The sequence below is a fragment of the Abditibacteriota bacterium genome (assembly GCA_017552965.1).
Lineage (GTDB): Bacteria > Armatimonadota > UBA5829 > UBA5829 > UBA5829 > RGIG7931.
Genome location: JAFZNQ010000106.1, coordinates 1 through 14,268, shown reverse-complemented (window position 1 = coordinate 14,268; position 14,268 = coordinate 1). Strand labels below are relative to the sequence as shown.

12 protein-coding genes are annotated in these 14,268 nt (G+C 58.5%); 9 read left to right on the top strand and 3 right to left on the bottom strand.

What is annotated here, in order from left to right:
- Together IK083_08910 and IK083_08905 are read right to left on the bottom strand one after the other, a co-directional pair.
- Window positions 1-1,039: IS256 family transposase (locus IK083_08910; protein ID MBR4749669.1), on the bottom strand; the 1,039-nt coding region annotated here is incomplete at its 3' end.
- Between the two features lie 107 nt (window positions 1,040-1,146).
- Window positions 1,147-1,458 carry a thiamine phosphate synthase gene (locus IK083_08905; GenBank protein MBR4749668.1) on the bottom strand — a complete coding sequence of 104 codons (312 nt, stop codon included), beginning with the start codon at window positions 1,456-1,458 and terminating at the stop codon, window positions 1,147-1,149.
- A gap of 122 nt (window positions 1,459-1,580) precedes the next feature.
- Here IK083_08905 and IK083_08900 point away from each other — a divergent pair, with 122 nt between their 5' ends.
- Both IK083_08900 and IK083_08895 read left to right on the top strand, forming a co-directional pair.
- Entirely contained in the window at window positions 1,581-3,236 is a 1,656-nt protein-coding gene (locus IK083_08900; GenBank protein ID MBR4749667.1) for a right-handed parallel beta-helix repeat-containing protein, read from the top strand.
- A gap of 17 nt (window positions 3,237-3,253) precedes the next feature.
- Entirely contained in the window at window positions 3,254-3,685 is a 432-nt protein-coding gene (locus IK083_08895) for a hypothetical protein (protein MBR4749666.1), read from the top strand.
- A gap of 78 nt (window positions 3,686-3,763) precedes the next feature.
- Here the strand turns inward: IK083_08895 and thiE are convergent, their stop codons facing one another.
- Entirely contained in the window at window positions 3,764-4,405 is a 642-nt protein-coding gene (gene thiE / locus IK083_08890; GenBank protein MBR4749665.1) for a thiamine phosphate synthase, read from the bottom strand.
- A 116-nt stretch (window positions 4,406-4,521) separates the two neighbouring features.
- On the opposite strand from thiE, the gene IK083_08885 reads away from it, so the two are divergent.
- From IK083_08885 to IK083_08855, 7 genes are all read left to right on the top strand, one after another.
- Window positions 4,522-4,866, top strand: coding sequence for a hypothetical protein (locus IK083_08885; GenBank protein ID MBR4749664.1), 345 nt, complete (start codon window positions 4,522-4,524; stop codon window positions 4,864-4,866).
- Window positions 4,866-5,921, top strand: coding sequence for a tRNA 2-thiouridine(34) synthase MnmA (gene mnmA / locus IK083_08880; GenBank protein MBR4749663.1), 1,056 nt, complete (start codon window positions 4,866-4,868; stop codon window positions 5,919-5,921). Before IK083_08885 ends, mnmA begins: the two co-directional genes overlap by 1 nt.
- Entirely contained in the window at window positions 5,909-8,398 is a 2,490-nt protein-coding gene (locus tag IK083_08875; protein ID MBR4749662.1) for a family 78 glycoside hydrolase catalytic domain, read from the top strand. Before mnmA ends, IK083_08875 begins: the two co-directional genes overlap by 13 nt.
- 1 nt (window position 8,399) lies before the next feature.
- Entirely contained in the window at window positions 8,400-9,920 is a 1,521-nt protein-coding gene (locus IK083_08870) for an SGNH/GDSL hydrolase family protein (protein ID MBR4749661.1), read from the top strand.
- Window positions 9,917-10,981 carry an SGNH/GDSL hydrolase family protein gene (locus IK083_08865; GenBank protein MBR4749660.1) on the top strand — a complete coding sequence of 355 codons (1,065 nt, stop codon included), beginning with the start codon at window positions 9,917-9,919 and terminating at the stop codon, window positions 10,979-10,981. Before IK083_08870 ends, IK083_08865 begins: the two co-directional genes overlap by 4 nt.
- Before the next feature lie 78 nt (window positions 10,982-11,059).
- Complete coding sequence (locus IK083_08860) at window positions 11,060-12,217, top strand: isocitrate/isopropylmalate dehydrogenase family protein (GenBank protein MBR4749659.1); 1,158 nt, start codon at window positions 11,060-11,062, stop codon at window positions 12,215-12,217.
- Between the two features lie 24 nt (window positions 12,218-12,241).
- Window positions 12,242-13,900, top strand: coding sequence for a SurA N-terminal domain-containing protein (locus IK083_08855; protein ID MBR4749658.1), 1,659 nt, complete (start codon window positions 12,242-12,244; stop codon window positions 13,898-13,900).
- Window positions 13,901-14,268 lie beyond the last annotated feature (368 nt).

Genomic DNA, 14,268 nt, shown 5'->3' with positions numbered 1-14,268 from the left:
TCCGTTTTAATTGCCGGTGTATGTTTTCCACTACATTAGTAGAGTATATACAGCGCCTTATGGGCTCCGGAAAAGCGTACAGGCTAAAAAGATCGTCTCTGTTCTCAAACAATGTAACGAGTTTCCTGTAGGACTTCCCGTACTTCTCTATTACGGCGTTAAGGGCATCCTCCGCAGACAAGGCATCTGTCTGGCGATATACCCTCTTCAGCATATCGAGAACAGCCGTGCGATCCGATTTCCTTACCAAGTATTCGGCATTTCTCATCAGATGGACCCAGCAGCGCTGAAACTTTGCCTCGGGATAAACCTTCTTGCAAGCATCGCCCAGGCCTTTCAGTCCGTCAGACACAAAAAGCAGCACCTGCTCTACGCCTCTGTCTTTTATATCTTTAAGCATATGCTCGTAATTAAAGGCAGATTCGTTGGGATATATAGCGTATGAGAGTATCTCTTTTCTGCCTTCATCGGTTATGCCTACCAGGGCATGCAGCGCTTCTTTATCTACTCTGTCACGCCTGAGATTCAGCCAGGTCGCGTCTGCATAGATGGCTATATAACGGCTGGCGAGGCGCCTGTTTTTAAATTCGTCTATCAGCCCGGTCACTGCGCAGGTGATATTTGAGATCACGCTCTTTGAATATCCGTTGCCAAAGTATTCACCAAGCAGCTCCGAGATCTCGCTATAGGTTATTCCCATAGAATACATCTTCAGGATAAGCGCCTCGAGCCTGTCTGTCCGCCTGCACCAGGGCGGGATGAGCTTTTGTTTATACCGGCCGTTACGGTCTCTCGGAATACGGACTTTCAGGCTCCCATAGGTTGTAAACAAGTCACGCAGATAACTGCCGTTTCTGTAGTTGTCCGTATTAAGGCTTTCTCGTTCGGAGGCGTTGTTCTTGCTATAGCCCATTACGGATTCGAATTCTGCCTCAAGCAGCTTGTTAAGGCTTTTTTCGATAAAAGCCAGGAAAAGTTCTTCCAGCGAACCGGATATCTTTGCTGGACTGTTTTCTGCCGGTGTGGTATAATTATCCATGAAGGCTCCTCTCTCTGTAGGTTTGGTTTTGGATATTTATATCTTACAGAAATGTGGAGCCTTTTTCAAGTACCAGCTCGATTAATGTTTACACAAGATTCTGGACGCTACCCGGCTGCCGCCACCAGGCCTATGTTGTCCCGGTTGATGCCCGCTATGGCGGCCACGGGGATGGAGACGCGCCTCTTGACCTCCCTGATCAGGGCGGGGCCCGTCTCTCTGTCGTAATCGGTTTTGGTCCGGGTGGGGAATATGGCGCCAAAGCCTATATAGTCGGCGCCGTCCTTCTCGGCTGCCGCGGCTTCCTCCGCGGAGGAGCAGGAGATGCCTATGACGGCGTCCGGCCCCAGCAGCCTCCTGATCACCGGGCAGGGCTCCCCGGAGCCCTGTTTTTTTGTGACAGGATCTTTGACACACATGGGAGGCTATGGTATAATAAAGACATCAAGAGATCTCTTTCGACCCCGAAGGGCAGCGTGAACAGGCACAGCCGGGCCTTCGTGGTCGTGTTTGGCATGGTCTGAGGTATCGGAGGAAACCAATGAAAAAGAAATGGATCGCGTGGTTGTGTGTCCCGGCGCTGCTACTGGGCGTCTGTATATGGCAGTCCGGATGCGACGCGGCAAAGGCTGCCGGGCTCTTGCGCTCCGCTTCCGGCAATTCACCGAAGGAACCGCCCTTTGCCACTCTTGCCTGCAGCGAGGGCGACGACATCACTCAGGCTCTGCAGGACTTACTCAAGGAGCGGCGCAGAGTCCTGATACCCCGGGGGACCTACCGGATATCCGGTCCGGTGCGGGTGCCGTCGGATACGGTGATCAAGGGCGAAGCGGGCACCGTGCTGGTGGTGGGCGAGTATGAAAAAACAGAAGGAGTGTTTGGCGCTCCTCTCGTATTCCCCGGAGCGCCCTCGAGGTATGTGTTTGAAGTGGCCGGCAAGATCGTGTCAAAAGGAGCGCCTCCCGAAATGTGCAGCGACGTGACCATCTCCGACCTGTCCTTTGTCTCGGGCAAGCCGAGATTCATCGCCGCGGTAGCGGGCCTTTCGGTGAAAAACCTGACTATCGAGAACGTAAATACGGTGGGTATGCGCATTGCCTATATCTCTTATGCGGGCAGACTGCGGGACGGCATCCTCAGAAAATTTGACCTCACGGATATCAGGTCGGACGCATATCTGAACGACGGCGTCCGCATAGCGGGCTGCTCTGCGGATTGCGATAATACGAGCTACGGCTCAGGGGCAGGCATCCATATAGAATACAGCCGCAATATTGCTATAGAAAACTGCCGCGTAGAGAATTGCGGTACCGGTATCATCCTGACGGGCTGGGACCAAAACGCATTAGAGGGCAGCAAAAAAGACGTATTGTCCGCCGGGGACAACGCCGGCAGCTTCGTCACCCTGAAAAACGGCTCTGTCACGGGCTGCGCGGTCCATAAGGCCGAAAATGACGGCATTTCCTGCGTCTGCTGCGATGATATCACCGTCAAAAACTGTCAGGCCGACAATTGCCGGATGGGAGCCGGAATAGGGTTTGTCGGCTCGGGAACTTACACGGCGGAGGACTGCGAGGCTGTGGACTGCTCCCGGAATTATTTTGCCGGACAGAATTATACGGGCAGCGTCAGGTTCACCGGGTGCCGCTCGCAGTTTGCCAACAAGCCGGTGAAAATTGGCAGATGCCATTTGGCGACCGATTACTCCGCCGCAGCAGCCCGGGAGTCGGAGCTGATCATAGAGGGGTGTGTTTTTGACTGCGATGACGGAGGCATGTCAGGTATTGTGATATTCCCTGCGGTCCAAAACCTGGTCTTTCGGAACAACCGCCTCGTCAATGCTTCGCTTGAGTTAGGAAAAACCGGCGGCAGCAGCGAATATCCGGAGAAAACCATAACTGTGGCCGACAATACCTTTGAGTTTATTTCGCGCGCGAAAAGCCAGGATATGCCCTACTATGCCGTTAAGATCGAATCTTGGCGGGGATACTCCGTATCCGTCACCGGCAACGTTTTTAAAAACTCCCGGACCCCGTGGGCGATAATTATAAGCGACCGTACTCCGGAGGGCGGCGGCAGGGCCTATATAGAAGGCAATACCTTCTCGGGCTTTATGGAACCCATTTCCGTGGGGGCCGTGAAGAGCTTTACCGTGACCGGCGGAGACTTTAAGGGCAAAGTAAAGATATTTGACTGACCGGAGGGTGAGTAAAAATGAATGCCCAAAGGACAGGGCGGCATATCGCTCTTGTTACCGACAAAGGCGTGTATTATATCTCCGCAGGCAAAAGCAGCGTCGTTGCGGACGTATATCCCAAGGCTTTCATAGATTATGATGAGTTTCGTTATGACATCGGATCGGCCCGAATGCTGACGGATAATATCGTCCGCATCAAATACACGAATGATGAGCGTGACGGATCGAATGGCAGGATCACTCATTGGCGGATAAAGCTGACCCGCAAAGACTGTGAGAAAAACCTGCGGTCGTTGTCATTCGGCCCCGGTGAGAGTGATGATTATGCCAAGTCCCAAAAGATGAGGGCTTCGATAATATGGTCTGACGGCAAGGCCGGGATCATTTTGTTTGACAAAGCCTGGGACTTCGATACCGACACGTCCCATGAGCCTGACTACGGATCGTAAAACGCGCAGGTATTCTGGGCCTCAAGGTGACAGCCCTCCCGCCGAATATTTCCGGCGGGAGGGCCGTCTTTTGGCGGCTTATCTGCCGCCCTCAAAGGCCGCGATCAGCTCCGCCGTGGCCCGGGTCATATCTTCGGCGCACACCACCGCCGATACCACGCAGGCCATTTCGGCTGCCGCCACCAGGCCTATGTTGTCCCGGTTGATGCCCGCTATGGCGGCCACGGGGATGGAGACGCGCCTCTTGACCTCCCTTATCAGGGCGGGACCTGTCTCTCTGTCATAATCGGTCTTGGTCCGGGTGGGGAATATGGCGCCAAAGCCTATATAGTCGGCGCCGTCCTTTTCGGCTGCCGCGGCTTCCTCCGCGGAGGAGCAGGAAATGCCTATCACGGCGTCCGGTCCCAGCAGCTTTCTGATGACCGGGCAGGGCAGGTCGGTCTGCCCGCAGTTTACCCCGTCCGCCTCCGCCGCCAGGGCTATGTGTATCCTGTCGTTGATGAGAAACAGGGCTCCGTATTCCCGGGTCAGCCGCCGTATCTCCAGGGCCGCCCGGTAAAAGTGCCTGTCGGAGCAGTTCTTGTCTCTGAGCTGGATGATGCGGGCTCCCCCCTTCAGAGCCGCTTCAGCTATCTGCGCGTGGGTCCTGCCGGGCCGCAGGGTCTCGTCGGTGATCACGTAGAGCCCCCGCAGGGCCTCCTCTTTTTTCGCGTTTTTCATAAAATCTGCTGCAAACCCCGTGATATGTGATAAAATATAAATAAGGAAACGTTCCACAGACTATTATAATACGGTTGGCCGCAAATATCAAACCCGGCCGAAGGAGAGTACCCAAAATGTCCCGTGAAGTATTGACTTCCAGCAATGACGTGATGATCATGACCGGCAGAGACGTGCTCGAGGCTGCTATGGAAAAATGCAGCCGGGATCACAAGGCTCTGCTGGTCATTGATTTATCCGGGGCGGACAGCGCGGCCAGGGCCGACTATCTCGGCGCCGTAAAGGCTGCGGAGGTGGTGACCGACGAACAGCTTTCCGACTCCGTATCCGGCGGAGCCGCGGTGATCGCCGTGCCCTTTTATACCGTGTCCTTTGCCGCGGAAGCATACCGCCGCATCAAACACGCCCGCCATTTTGTGACTCTGTGGGTGGACGGCAAAAAATACGCGCTGGAAAGCTGATGGCGGAAAAAATAGTATTGCTCATGAGCGGCGGGACGGACAGCAGTGCCGCCGCTCTCTTGCTTTTGCGGGAAGGCTGGGAGGTGGTGGGGCTCACCTTTCCCGTCCCCAGGGCGGAGGGAGGAGCAAGCCCCGTTCCCGAGGCAGCGGAGCTGGCCCGGGCCCTGGGTATAGAGCATCATTACGTCGACGTGTCGGAGGTGTTCCGCCAAAGGGTCACCGAGCCTTTCCGCAGAGAATATTCTCTGGGCAGAACTCCCTGTCCCTGCGCCGAGTGCAACGCCTGGGTGAAGTTCGGCTTTTTGTGGGACTACGCCCGGAGCACCCTGGGCGCCGTCCATTTTGCCACCGGCCACTACGCCCGGGCTTATTGCGAGGGAGGCGAGGGCCATCTGGCTGCGGCCGGCAACGCCAAAAAGGATCAGAGCTATTTTCTCTACGGCGTCAAAAAGGACCGTCTGCCCTATCTGCATTTTCCTCTGGCGGAGCGCACCAAGGATGAGGCCCGGGCCCTGCTGGCCGAGGCGGGGCTGCGGGAGAGAGTGAGCGGCGAGTCCATGGACCTGTGCTTTGCCGGCCGGGAGGGCTACAGGGCAGTCATAGGAAAAGAAAGGCCCGGCCCGGTCACAGACACCTCCGGCAGGGTCCTGGGCTCCCATACCGGCATAGAAAACTACACCATAGGCCAGAGAAAGGGGCTGGGGATACCCCACACCTCTCCCCTCTACGTGGTGGAGACGGATCCGGCGTCCAACACCGTGGTGCTGGGCGAATATGAGGAGGGTCTCACGGATACTCTGGAGATCTCCGGGGTCAACGTGCTGGAGCCCCGCTGGGCAAAGGCGGGAGAAGAGCTGCTGGGCAAGATACGCTCCACCGGCTCGCCGAAGCCCTGCCGGATAGAGAGCGTGTCGGAGCAGGGGATGACGGTGCGTTTTGCAAAAGAGTTCTTTGTGACCTCTCCGGGGCAAAAGCTGGTGCTGTATGACAGCGGCGGCACCGTGGTCCTGGGCGGCACCATTGAAAAATGCAGGAGAAAAGCATGCTGCGGATAAAGGATCTGTTCCTGTGCGGAGGACGGACCCGGGATGACATAAGATATTGTCTGACCGACAGCCGCCGGCCCCGCTTGTCCTGGTCTCTGGAAGGAGACGAGGCTTATCAGGCTGCCTATCAAATGCGGGCTCTGCAGGGCGGCAGGGTCCTGTGGGACACGGGCAGGACGGATTCCCGGGACCAGTGGGCCGACTATTCGGGCGAGCCTCTCCCGACGGGAAAAGAGGTGACTGTGGAGCTCACGGTATGGAGCCCCTCGGGCGGCGTCTCTGTCCTGCGGCGGAATATACTCTGCGCCTGCTGCGAGCCCCGGGCTGACTGGATCGGCATCCCCGAGCCCACGGAGCGCAGGGCGGTCCATTTTCGCAGGGTCATAGAGCTGCGGGACGCTCCCGCCTGCGCCTGTCTCCGGGTGTGCGGCCTGGGCTATCATCACGTGACCATCAATGGCGCCGCCCCCGACGACTCCGTCCTGGAGCCCTCCCACAGCAATTACGCCCGGACCGCCTATTACAGCGTGAAGCCTGTTGCCGGCTGTCTCCGCAAGGGCTCCAACTGTATAGAGATCACGGTGGCGGAGGGCTGGCGGGACAACATGACCGATCTGAACAGAGAGGCCACGGGGGGCAGGCCCATAGAGTTTATGGGGCCCGTCATGCTGTGGGCTCAGCTGGAGGTGTCTTATGCCGACGGCTCCGGCGACCTGTTCGTCACCGACTCTTCCTGGCAGTATTCCTTCGGCAGTATCACTTATGCGGGCATATTCGGCGGAGAGACCTGGGACGCGTCCCGCCTCCCGGAGTGGGGGCCCGTGACGCCCTGCGACGGCCCCGGCGGGGTCCTGCGGCCGGATATACTGGAGCCCATACGCCCGGTGAGACTGCTTCGGCCTGTGGATATCACCCGCCCCCAAAAGGGGATATGCGTGCTGGACTTCGGGGAAAACATAGCCGGCGTCCTCAGGATACCCCTGCCGCCCCTGAAGGCGGGGCAGCGTATCATCTGCCGTTTTGCCGAGGAGCTCTGCGAAGACGGGACCCTCTTTACCGAGCCTCTGAGAGGAGCCGCCGCCACGGACACTTACGTTGCCGCCGGCGACGAAAGAGACCTCGGGGTGTGGCAGCCCCTGTTCACCTATCACGGCTTCCGCTACGCCTCGGTGGAGGGCCTTGACGACTGCTCCGGGATAGAGGCAGCGGAGATACACACCGACGCGAGGAACGACACCCGCTTCCGGTGCGGCAGCGCGGTGGCAAACAGCGTGTGGGAAGCCCTGATCAGGACCGACTCCAACAACATACATTCCATCATGACCGATTGTCCCCAGCGGGACGAGCGTATGGGCTGGATGAATGACGCCACCGGCAGGTTCAGAGTGTCTCCCTACGCCATTGATACGGGCAGGCTGTTCCCCAAGATCCTCCGGGATATCCGCGATGAGCAGAGGCCGGAGGGTCAGTTCACCTGCTGCTGTCCCTATTATTACGGCTGTCTGCCGGCAGACCCGGTCTGCTCGTCCTTTATAGTGGCGGCAAGGGAAGCCCTTATGCACTCGGGCAACGACCGGCTGGTCCGGGAGGTCATGGGCGATCTGGACAGGTGGGAGGACTATCTGCTGTCCCGCAGCGAGGACTACATAGTCGATTACAGCTGGTATGGCGACTGGGCCGGGCCCTCCTTCGCCTGCGTGAGCGAAGAGGACCCCCACAACGTCCACACGGACGGGCTGATGGTCTCCACCGGCTTTTCCCTTTACAACTGTCTGCTTTTGGAGGAGCTGGCCCGCAGGACGGGTCTGCCCCGGGACAAATACGCCGAAAACGCCCGCCTGATCGGCGACGCCATGCGCCGTCGCTGGTGGAATGAGGCTGAGGCCCGGTTCGGAACGGGGAGCATGGGCAGTCAGGCCCTGGCCCTGTTTCTGGGCATAGCGCCTCCGGACAGGCGGGCAGAGGCCGCCGGGATCATGGTCCGGGATCTGAGAGACAGACATTACAGGATCACCACCGGCAATCAGCTGACCGCGCTGCTGATGGAGATGCTGTGCGAATACGGCTATGCGGACGACGCCTGGCGCTTCCTGACGGGAGAAGACTACCCCTCCTTCGGCTATATGCTGCAGAACGAGGCCACTACCCTGTGGGAAAGATATGAGCTCAAAAAGGATCCGGGCATGAATTCCCACAGCCATCCCATGCACGGCAACGCCCTGCTGGTCCTGTATTCCCGCATCGCCGGCCTGACTCCCGCCGAGCCGGGATGGCGCAGGGTGAATGTCAGGCCGTGCCTTCCCAAGGCTCTCCTGTCCTGCCATCTGACGGCGGATACCTGCATGGGGACCGTGTCCGTGCGATGGGCCCGGCGCTACGGCAAAAAATATCTGTGGATACAGCTGCCGCCGGGGGTCACCGGCGAGGCGGTTTTTGAAGGCGTCGAAAAGGAGCTGGAGCCCGGCTTCCATATGATAGAGGTGTGATATGGCAAAAAGATGGATATTGACGGCGCTGCTGTGCCTGCTGGCCGCGCAGCTGTCCGCCGAGAGCGTCAGGACCCTGGCCGCAGTCTGCGGCAGCGGCGGTCCGATGCTGGAATACAGATCGGGAGGCGACAGCCTGACCCTGTCCAAGGCGGGGCCCTTCGTCCTGCTGGACTGGGATATCCGCGGCGACTCGGGGCGCATACTGTTTACCCGGGCCCGGCCCTCAAAGGGCGATATGGTGGCGGTGCTGCTGGGCAGGGAGACGGCGTGCTCGGTGAACGGCATCACCGTCGAAAGGAGCCCCCTGCGGGTCCCCCTGCCGGGGACCGGGCTCTGGCAGGGCCGCGGAGCTCTGTGGACCAGGCTTCTTGACTCCCGGGAGCTGAGAGAATACGCCGCGGGCAAGCGGGTTTACGGCGCCCTGGCGGTAAATGAGACCAACAAGGAGACAGGGGATATGAATTGCAGTCTGAACGTATATGACAGGGCAAAATATATGCTGCCCATTTGGTCCTCCGGCGTGATCTATCACGAGACGGTGATGTTTGTGGAAGGCGACCGGAGAGCGTCTCTGGCCCTGCCTGCCGCCGAGATATACGAGGTGCGGTCCTCGGATCTGCGGACCGTGTTCGTCCCGGGCAGGGACTACACCCTCGAGGACGGCGATCTGGCGCTCACGGAGGGCAGCGCCATACCCGTGATGTCCCTGGCGGAGTATTATCCCGATCCCGCCTCTGCTGAGCCGGGCACCTATTTTGAAAGCACCGTGGAGGGACATCCTCTGCTGGGCTTTTCGGAGACTCCGAAATTCATCGAGCGGCAGATAGCGGTGACCTACAGGCCCGCCGCCAAATGGCAGGGGCCGGTGCCCCGGTGCCAGCCCAAATTTGACCGTTTTCTCACCAAGCTCTTTTCGGGAGAGCCGGTGACGGTGGTATATTACGGCGACTCCATATCCACGGGCGCCAATTCGTCCTCCATCTACGGCCGCAGCCCCAATGCGGAGAACTGGTGCCGCATGTCCTGCTCGGTGATGGAGGACATTTCCGGCAACAAAAACGTGAAATACGTGAATACGGCGGTGGGAGGCATGGAGTCTCTGTGGGCCGTGGACAATATTGAGGAAAGGGTCATAGCCTGCAAGCCTGACCTGCTCGTTTACGCCTTTGGCATGAACGATCACGCCAAGCCGGCGGAGGAATTCATCCGGCTCACCGACCTGTCCGTCCAAAAGGTGCAGGCGGCCTGTCCCGATTGCGACATTTTGCTGGTCTCCACCATGCTCCCCCACAAAAGGGCCCGGGGCTTCTGGAACAATCAGGACGTCTACGAGGCCGCCATGGAGGACTACGTCAGGGGCAGGGAGCATGTGGGTCTGGCTCCTGTGACGAGCATCCACCGGTATCTGCTCACCCGCAAGGAATACTATCACGCCACCGGCAACAACGTGAACCATCCCAATGATTTTTTGGCCCGCATCTACGCCCAGACCGTGATAAAGGTGATATTTGACAGATGACAGACTATCGCTATGACCGCTTTGATCTTGAGAAGGCCCTGCTGCCCGTATGGAAGTCCGGGGTGATATACCACGAGACCGTGATGTTTATGGAAGGGGAGGAGGAGGCCCGCCTGATGCTGCCTGCCGCCGAGATATACGAGGTGCGCTCCCCGGACCTGCAGACGGTCTATGCGGAGGGAAAGGATTACGTCCTCCGGGACGGGAATATAGTCCGCTGCCCGGGCTCCCGCATCCCCGAGATGCCCCTGGCGGAGTATTACCCGGATCCCGCTTCGGCGCCCGAGGGCAGCTGCTTCGAAGCCGACGTGCCGGGGCGGCAGGCCATCATCTATTCCGAAAAGCCCGTGTTTTTCTCCAGACAGCCGGGCGTCACCTACAGACCGGCGGCCCCCTGGACCGGGCCCGTCCCCCAAAAGGAGCCCCGGCTCGGAAGGTTTGTCCGGAAGGTCTTCGGCGGCGAACCGGCCCGCGCAGTGTATTTTGGCGACTCCATTACCACCGGGCGCAATTCTTCTTCGTGGATGGGCTGTCCCCCTTACGCCCCGGCCTGGTACGATATGGTCACGGCAAAGCTGAGGCTGCTTTCCGGCAACAGCCGGATAGAGACGGTGAACACGGCGGAGAACGGAGAGGATTCGCAGTGGGCCTGCCGGCACATCGACGACAGGGTGGCCCCTTTTGAGCCGGACCTGCTCATCTATGCCTTCGGCATGAACGACGGCGCCAAAAGCCCGGAGGAATTCATGGACCTGACCTGCCGGTCTCTGGACCGGGTGCAGGCCCTCTGTCCCGAGTGCGAGGTCCTGCTTATAGCCACCATGCTGCCTCACAGGCGGGTAAAGGGCTTCTGGGGCAATCAGAGCCTGTTTTATGACGTCATGCTGCGCAGGACCGCCGGGCGGGAGCGCATAGGTCTGGCGCCCATGACCGGGATCCACGAATACATGCTTCGGCGGAAGGAATACTATCACACCACCGGCAACAACGTGAATCATCCCAACGATTTTTTGTCGCGCATATACGCCCAGGCCGTTCTGGCCACCCTGACAGACCTGTAGGGGGGCCCTCCGTTTGCCTTTTTTTTTCATATATTGTATAATATAAAAGTATGTTAGATATGCGATACGGAGGACATAATGTCAAAATATAAGATCACTCTTATCCCCGGCGACGGCACGGGGCCCGAGATCAGCGAGGCGACCCGCAGGGTCATCGAGGCCACAGGCGTGGATATCGAGTGGGACGTTCAGGAAGCCGGGATAGACGTGATGGACACGGCCGGCACGCCTCTTCCCCCTGCGGTGCTGGATTCGCTCCGCGCCAACAAGGTGGGCATCAAGGGACCTATCACCACTCCCATCGGCAAGGGCTTCAGATCCGTCAACGTGGCTCTCAGAAAGGAGCTGGATCTCTACGCCTGCGTCCGCCCCTGCAAGTATTATAAGGGCATCAGGAGCAAATACACCGACGTGGATCTGATCATATTCAGAGAAAACACCGAGGACCTGTATGCCGGCGTGGAGTGGGATATCAACACCCCCGAGGTGAGGGAGATCATCAAAATGTCCGGCGGCAGGATCCGCGAGGACTCGGCCATATCCGTCAAGCCCATATCCGTCACCGGGACCCGCCGGCTGATAAAGATGGCCTTTGACTACGCCATAGCCAACGGCAAGAAGACCGTGACCGCCGTGGCCAAGGCCAATATCATGAAGTTTTCCGACGGCCTGTTTTACAGGGTCTGCCGCGAGGTGGCCAAGGCCTACGGAGCCGACTTTGAGTGGCCGGAGCTGGAGCCCGAGAAGGGCGACGCCACCCTGGCGGACAAGGCCGGCAAGGCCGCGGGCATAGTGTACAACGAGAGACTGGTGGACAATATGTGCATGCAGCTGGTCCAGAAGCCGGAGCTGTATCAGGTGTTGGTGCTGCCCAATCTCTACGGGGACATACTGTCCGACCTGTGCGCCGGTCTCGTGGGAGGCCTGGGCGTAGCTCCCGGCGCCAATATAGGCGACGAGGTGGCTCTGTTTGAGCCCACTCACGGGTCCGCCCCCAAATACAAGGGACAGAACAAGGTCAATCCGTCCGCCATGATGCTGTCGGGCGTGATGATGCTCAGACATCTGAAGGAATATGATGCCGCGGTCGCTCTCGAAACAGCCATAGCCGACGTTATAGCGGAGGGCAAGGACGTCACCTACGACATGAAGGAAGACAGAAACGATCCTTCTGCCGTGGGGACCCGGGAATTTGCCGATGCGGTCATCAGACGAATGCAGCTCAACAAACAATAACACAGAGTTTTAGACGAGGAAAAAATGGGTATTTACAGACTCAGAACAGATTTTGCCACACACCTGCGGGTGATACTGTGGGTGATTCTTGTGATCTTTTTGGTAGGCTCGCTGTATATGTTCGGCGCGCGGCCCCGCAGCATGCAGAACGGCAACGCCAAGGACGTCATCCTGACGGTGGGCGGTGACGAGGTCCATCGGAACGTGTTTGACTCCGAATGGCAGACCATGTATCAGATGGCTTCGGCCAACGGCATCAAGTCTCCTCTGCAGTATGCCAACATAAAGGGCATGATAGTCAGCCAGCTTATCAACAGCCAGAAGGACATTCAGATAGCCGAAGAGAAGGGTATCAGGATATCCAAAAAGGAGCTGAAGGCCGCCATCGACGAAAAGGTGGTGGAGGACCTGAAGGTGAACCGCACCGCCATCATGGGTGAGATCTCCAAGGCGCAGGAAAAGCTGGATCCCCGCAAGGACAAGGACTATCTCAGGACCCTGACGGACAACGGCATGAGCATAGACTCGCTGGTACAGTCCTCCAAGGAGTCCATCTCCGAGCTCACGGTGAAGTCGGAGCTGTCCAGGAACGCTCTCATCGCCCAGGCTCAGCAGAAGGCGGAGGATATGACCGACAAGGAGCTGATGGACACCTACAAGGTGTACAACGCCGACGTGCTCATAGTCTCCGACACCGACTCCACCGAATCAAAGGCCATGGAGTCCGCCAAGAAGGCAGCCGCCGACATCAAGGCAGGCAAGAGCGTCAAGGAGGTCAGCGAGGCTGTCGCAGGCTCCTTTGACCTGACCGACATCGGCTACAACAAGATAGACTCGCCCTACATCCCCGCCGAGGTGGGCAGCCTGCTGGAAGGCCTGAAGCCCGGCGGCGTCACCGAGCCGGTGAAGACGGAAATGGGCGTGTACGTAGCCAAGCTCAACAAGATAGAAGACAAGGCCCCCAAGAAGCTCACTGACAAGCAGAAGAAGGAGCGCAGGGAGGCCTACAAGAATATTCTCGGACAGCAGGCGGAGCAGGATATCCGCACCCAGGAAGACAAGATCGACGACTTCACCGTCACCGATCCCGTGCTGGCAGGCTATTACTACGCTTTCAAGGCCTACACCGAATACAAGCCCGAAGAGCAAAAGGCCCTCTACGTGCTGGCAGAGACCAATCTGCAGGATGCCTCAAAGAACAGCGATCTGGGAGACAGGGACATGATACTGGCCCAGCTGGCCAACGTCAAGTATCAGCTGGAAAAATATGACGAGTGCTCCAAGCTGCTGAAGCAGATCCTGGACGATCCCGATTCGCAGATCACCGAGAGCTACGACCTGAGGCTCCTCTACGGCGACGCTCTGGTGAAGCTAGGCAAGAAGGAAGAGGCCGGCAAGCAGTATCTGCAGGCCTCGGAGCTGAACCGCTCCGACGCCTACGTCCACCAGGAGCTGGCAGGCAAGTTCAAGGAAGTGGGTATGGCAGACAAGGCTGCCGAAGAGACCAAAAAGGCCGCCGACATCCGGGCGTTTGAAGAAAAGCGCATGAAGGAATACGAAGACCTGCAGAAGGCCGCTCCCAAAAAGGACGCCAAAGACAAAAAAGACTCCAAGGACAAAAAAGAACCCAAGGAGAAAGCAGGCTCCAAGGACAAGAAAGACGCCAAGGACAAAAAAGACTGACGCAACAGCATACGCCGCTCCCCCCGGGAGCGGCTTTTTTCTGCCGATGGATCTATACCGCCTGCGGGAGAAAGCAGACGGGGGCCCCGGGCTTCCTGTGACAGAGGGAAGCGCCTCGTGTCCCGTTCAACAAAAACGTCATCTCGGCGACAAGCCGTCAGGCTTGGCGGTAAGAGATCCCCTGTAATGGAACCGCGAGCCACGGTTATGGACGAGCCCAACGGGACAGAGGTGCTGACTTTCCCGGCTGTGAGGGCTTCGTGTCCCGTTCAACAAAAACGTCATCTCGGCGACAAGCCGTCAGGCTTGGCGGTAAGAGATCCCCTGTAATGGAACCGCGAGCCACGGCCACGGACGAGCCCAACGGG

Excerpts from the sequence above, each read along its gene's own strand:
- IK083_08905 (MBR4749668.1), bottom strand. The coding sequence starts at position 1,458 with ATGTGTGTCAAAGATCCTGTCACAAAAAAACAGGGCTCCGGGGAGCCC.
- IK083_08900 (MBR4749667.1), top strand. The coding sequence starts at position 1,581 with ATGAAAAAGAAATGGATCGCGTGGTTGTGTGTCCCGGCGCTGCTACTG.
- IK083_08895 (MBR4749666.1), top strand. The coding sequence starts at position 3,254 with ATGAATGCCCAAAGGACAGGGCGGCATATCGCTCTTGTTACCGACAAA.
- thiE (MBR4749665.1), bottom strand. The coding sequence starts at position 4,405 with ATGAAAAACGCGAAAAAAGAGGAGGCCCTGCGGGGGCTCTACGTGATC.
- IK083_08885 (MBR4749664.1), top strand. The coding sequence starts at position 4,522 with ATGTCCCGTGAAGTATTGACTTCCAGCAATGACGTGATGATCATGACC.
- mnmA (MBR4749663.1), top strand. The coding sequence starts at position 4,866 with ATGGCGGAAAAAATAGTATTGCTCATGAGCGGCGGGACGGACAGCAGT.
- IK083_08875 (MBR4749662.1), top strand. The coding sequence starts at position 5,909 with ATGCTGCGGATAAAGGATCTGTTCCTGTGCGGAGGACGGACCCGGGAT.
- IK083_08870 (MBR4749661.1), top strand. The coding sequence starts at position 8,400 with ATGGCAAAAAGATGGATATTGACGGCGCTGCTGTGCCTGCTGGCCGCG.
- IK083_08865 (MBR4749660.1), top strand. The coding sequence starts at position 9,917 with ATGACAGACTATCGCTATGACCGCTTTGATCTTGAGAAGGCCCTGCTG.
- IK083_08860 (MBR4749659.1), top strand. The coding sequence starts at position 11,060 with ATGTCAAAATATAAGATCACTCTTATCCCCGGCGACGGCACGGGGCCC.
- IK083_08855 (MBR4749658.1), top strand. The coding sequence starts at position 12,242 with ATGGGTATTTACAGACTCAGAACAGATTTTGCCACACACCTGCGGGTG.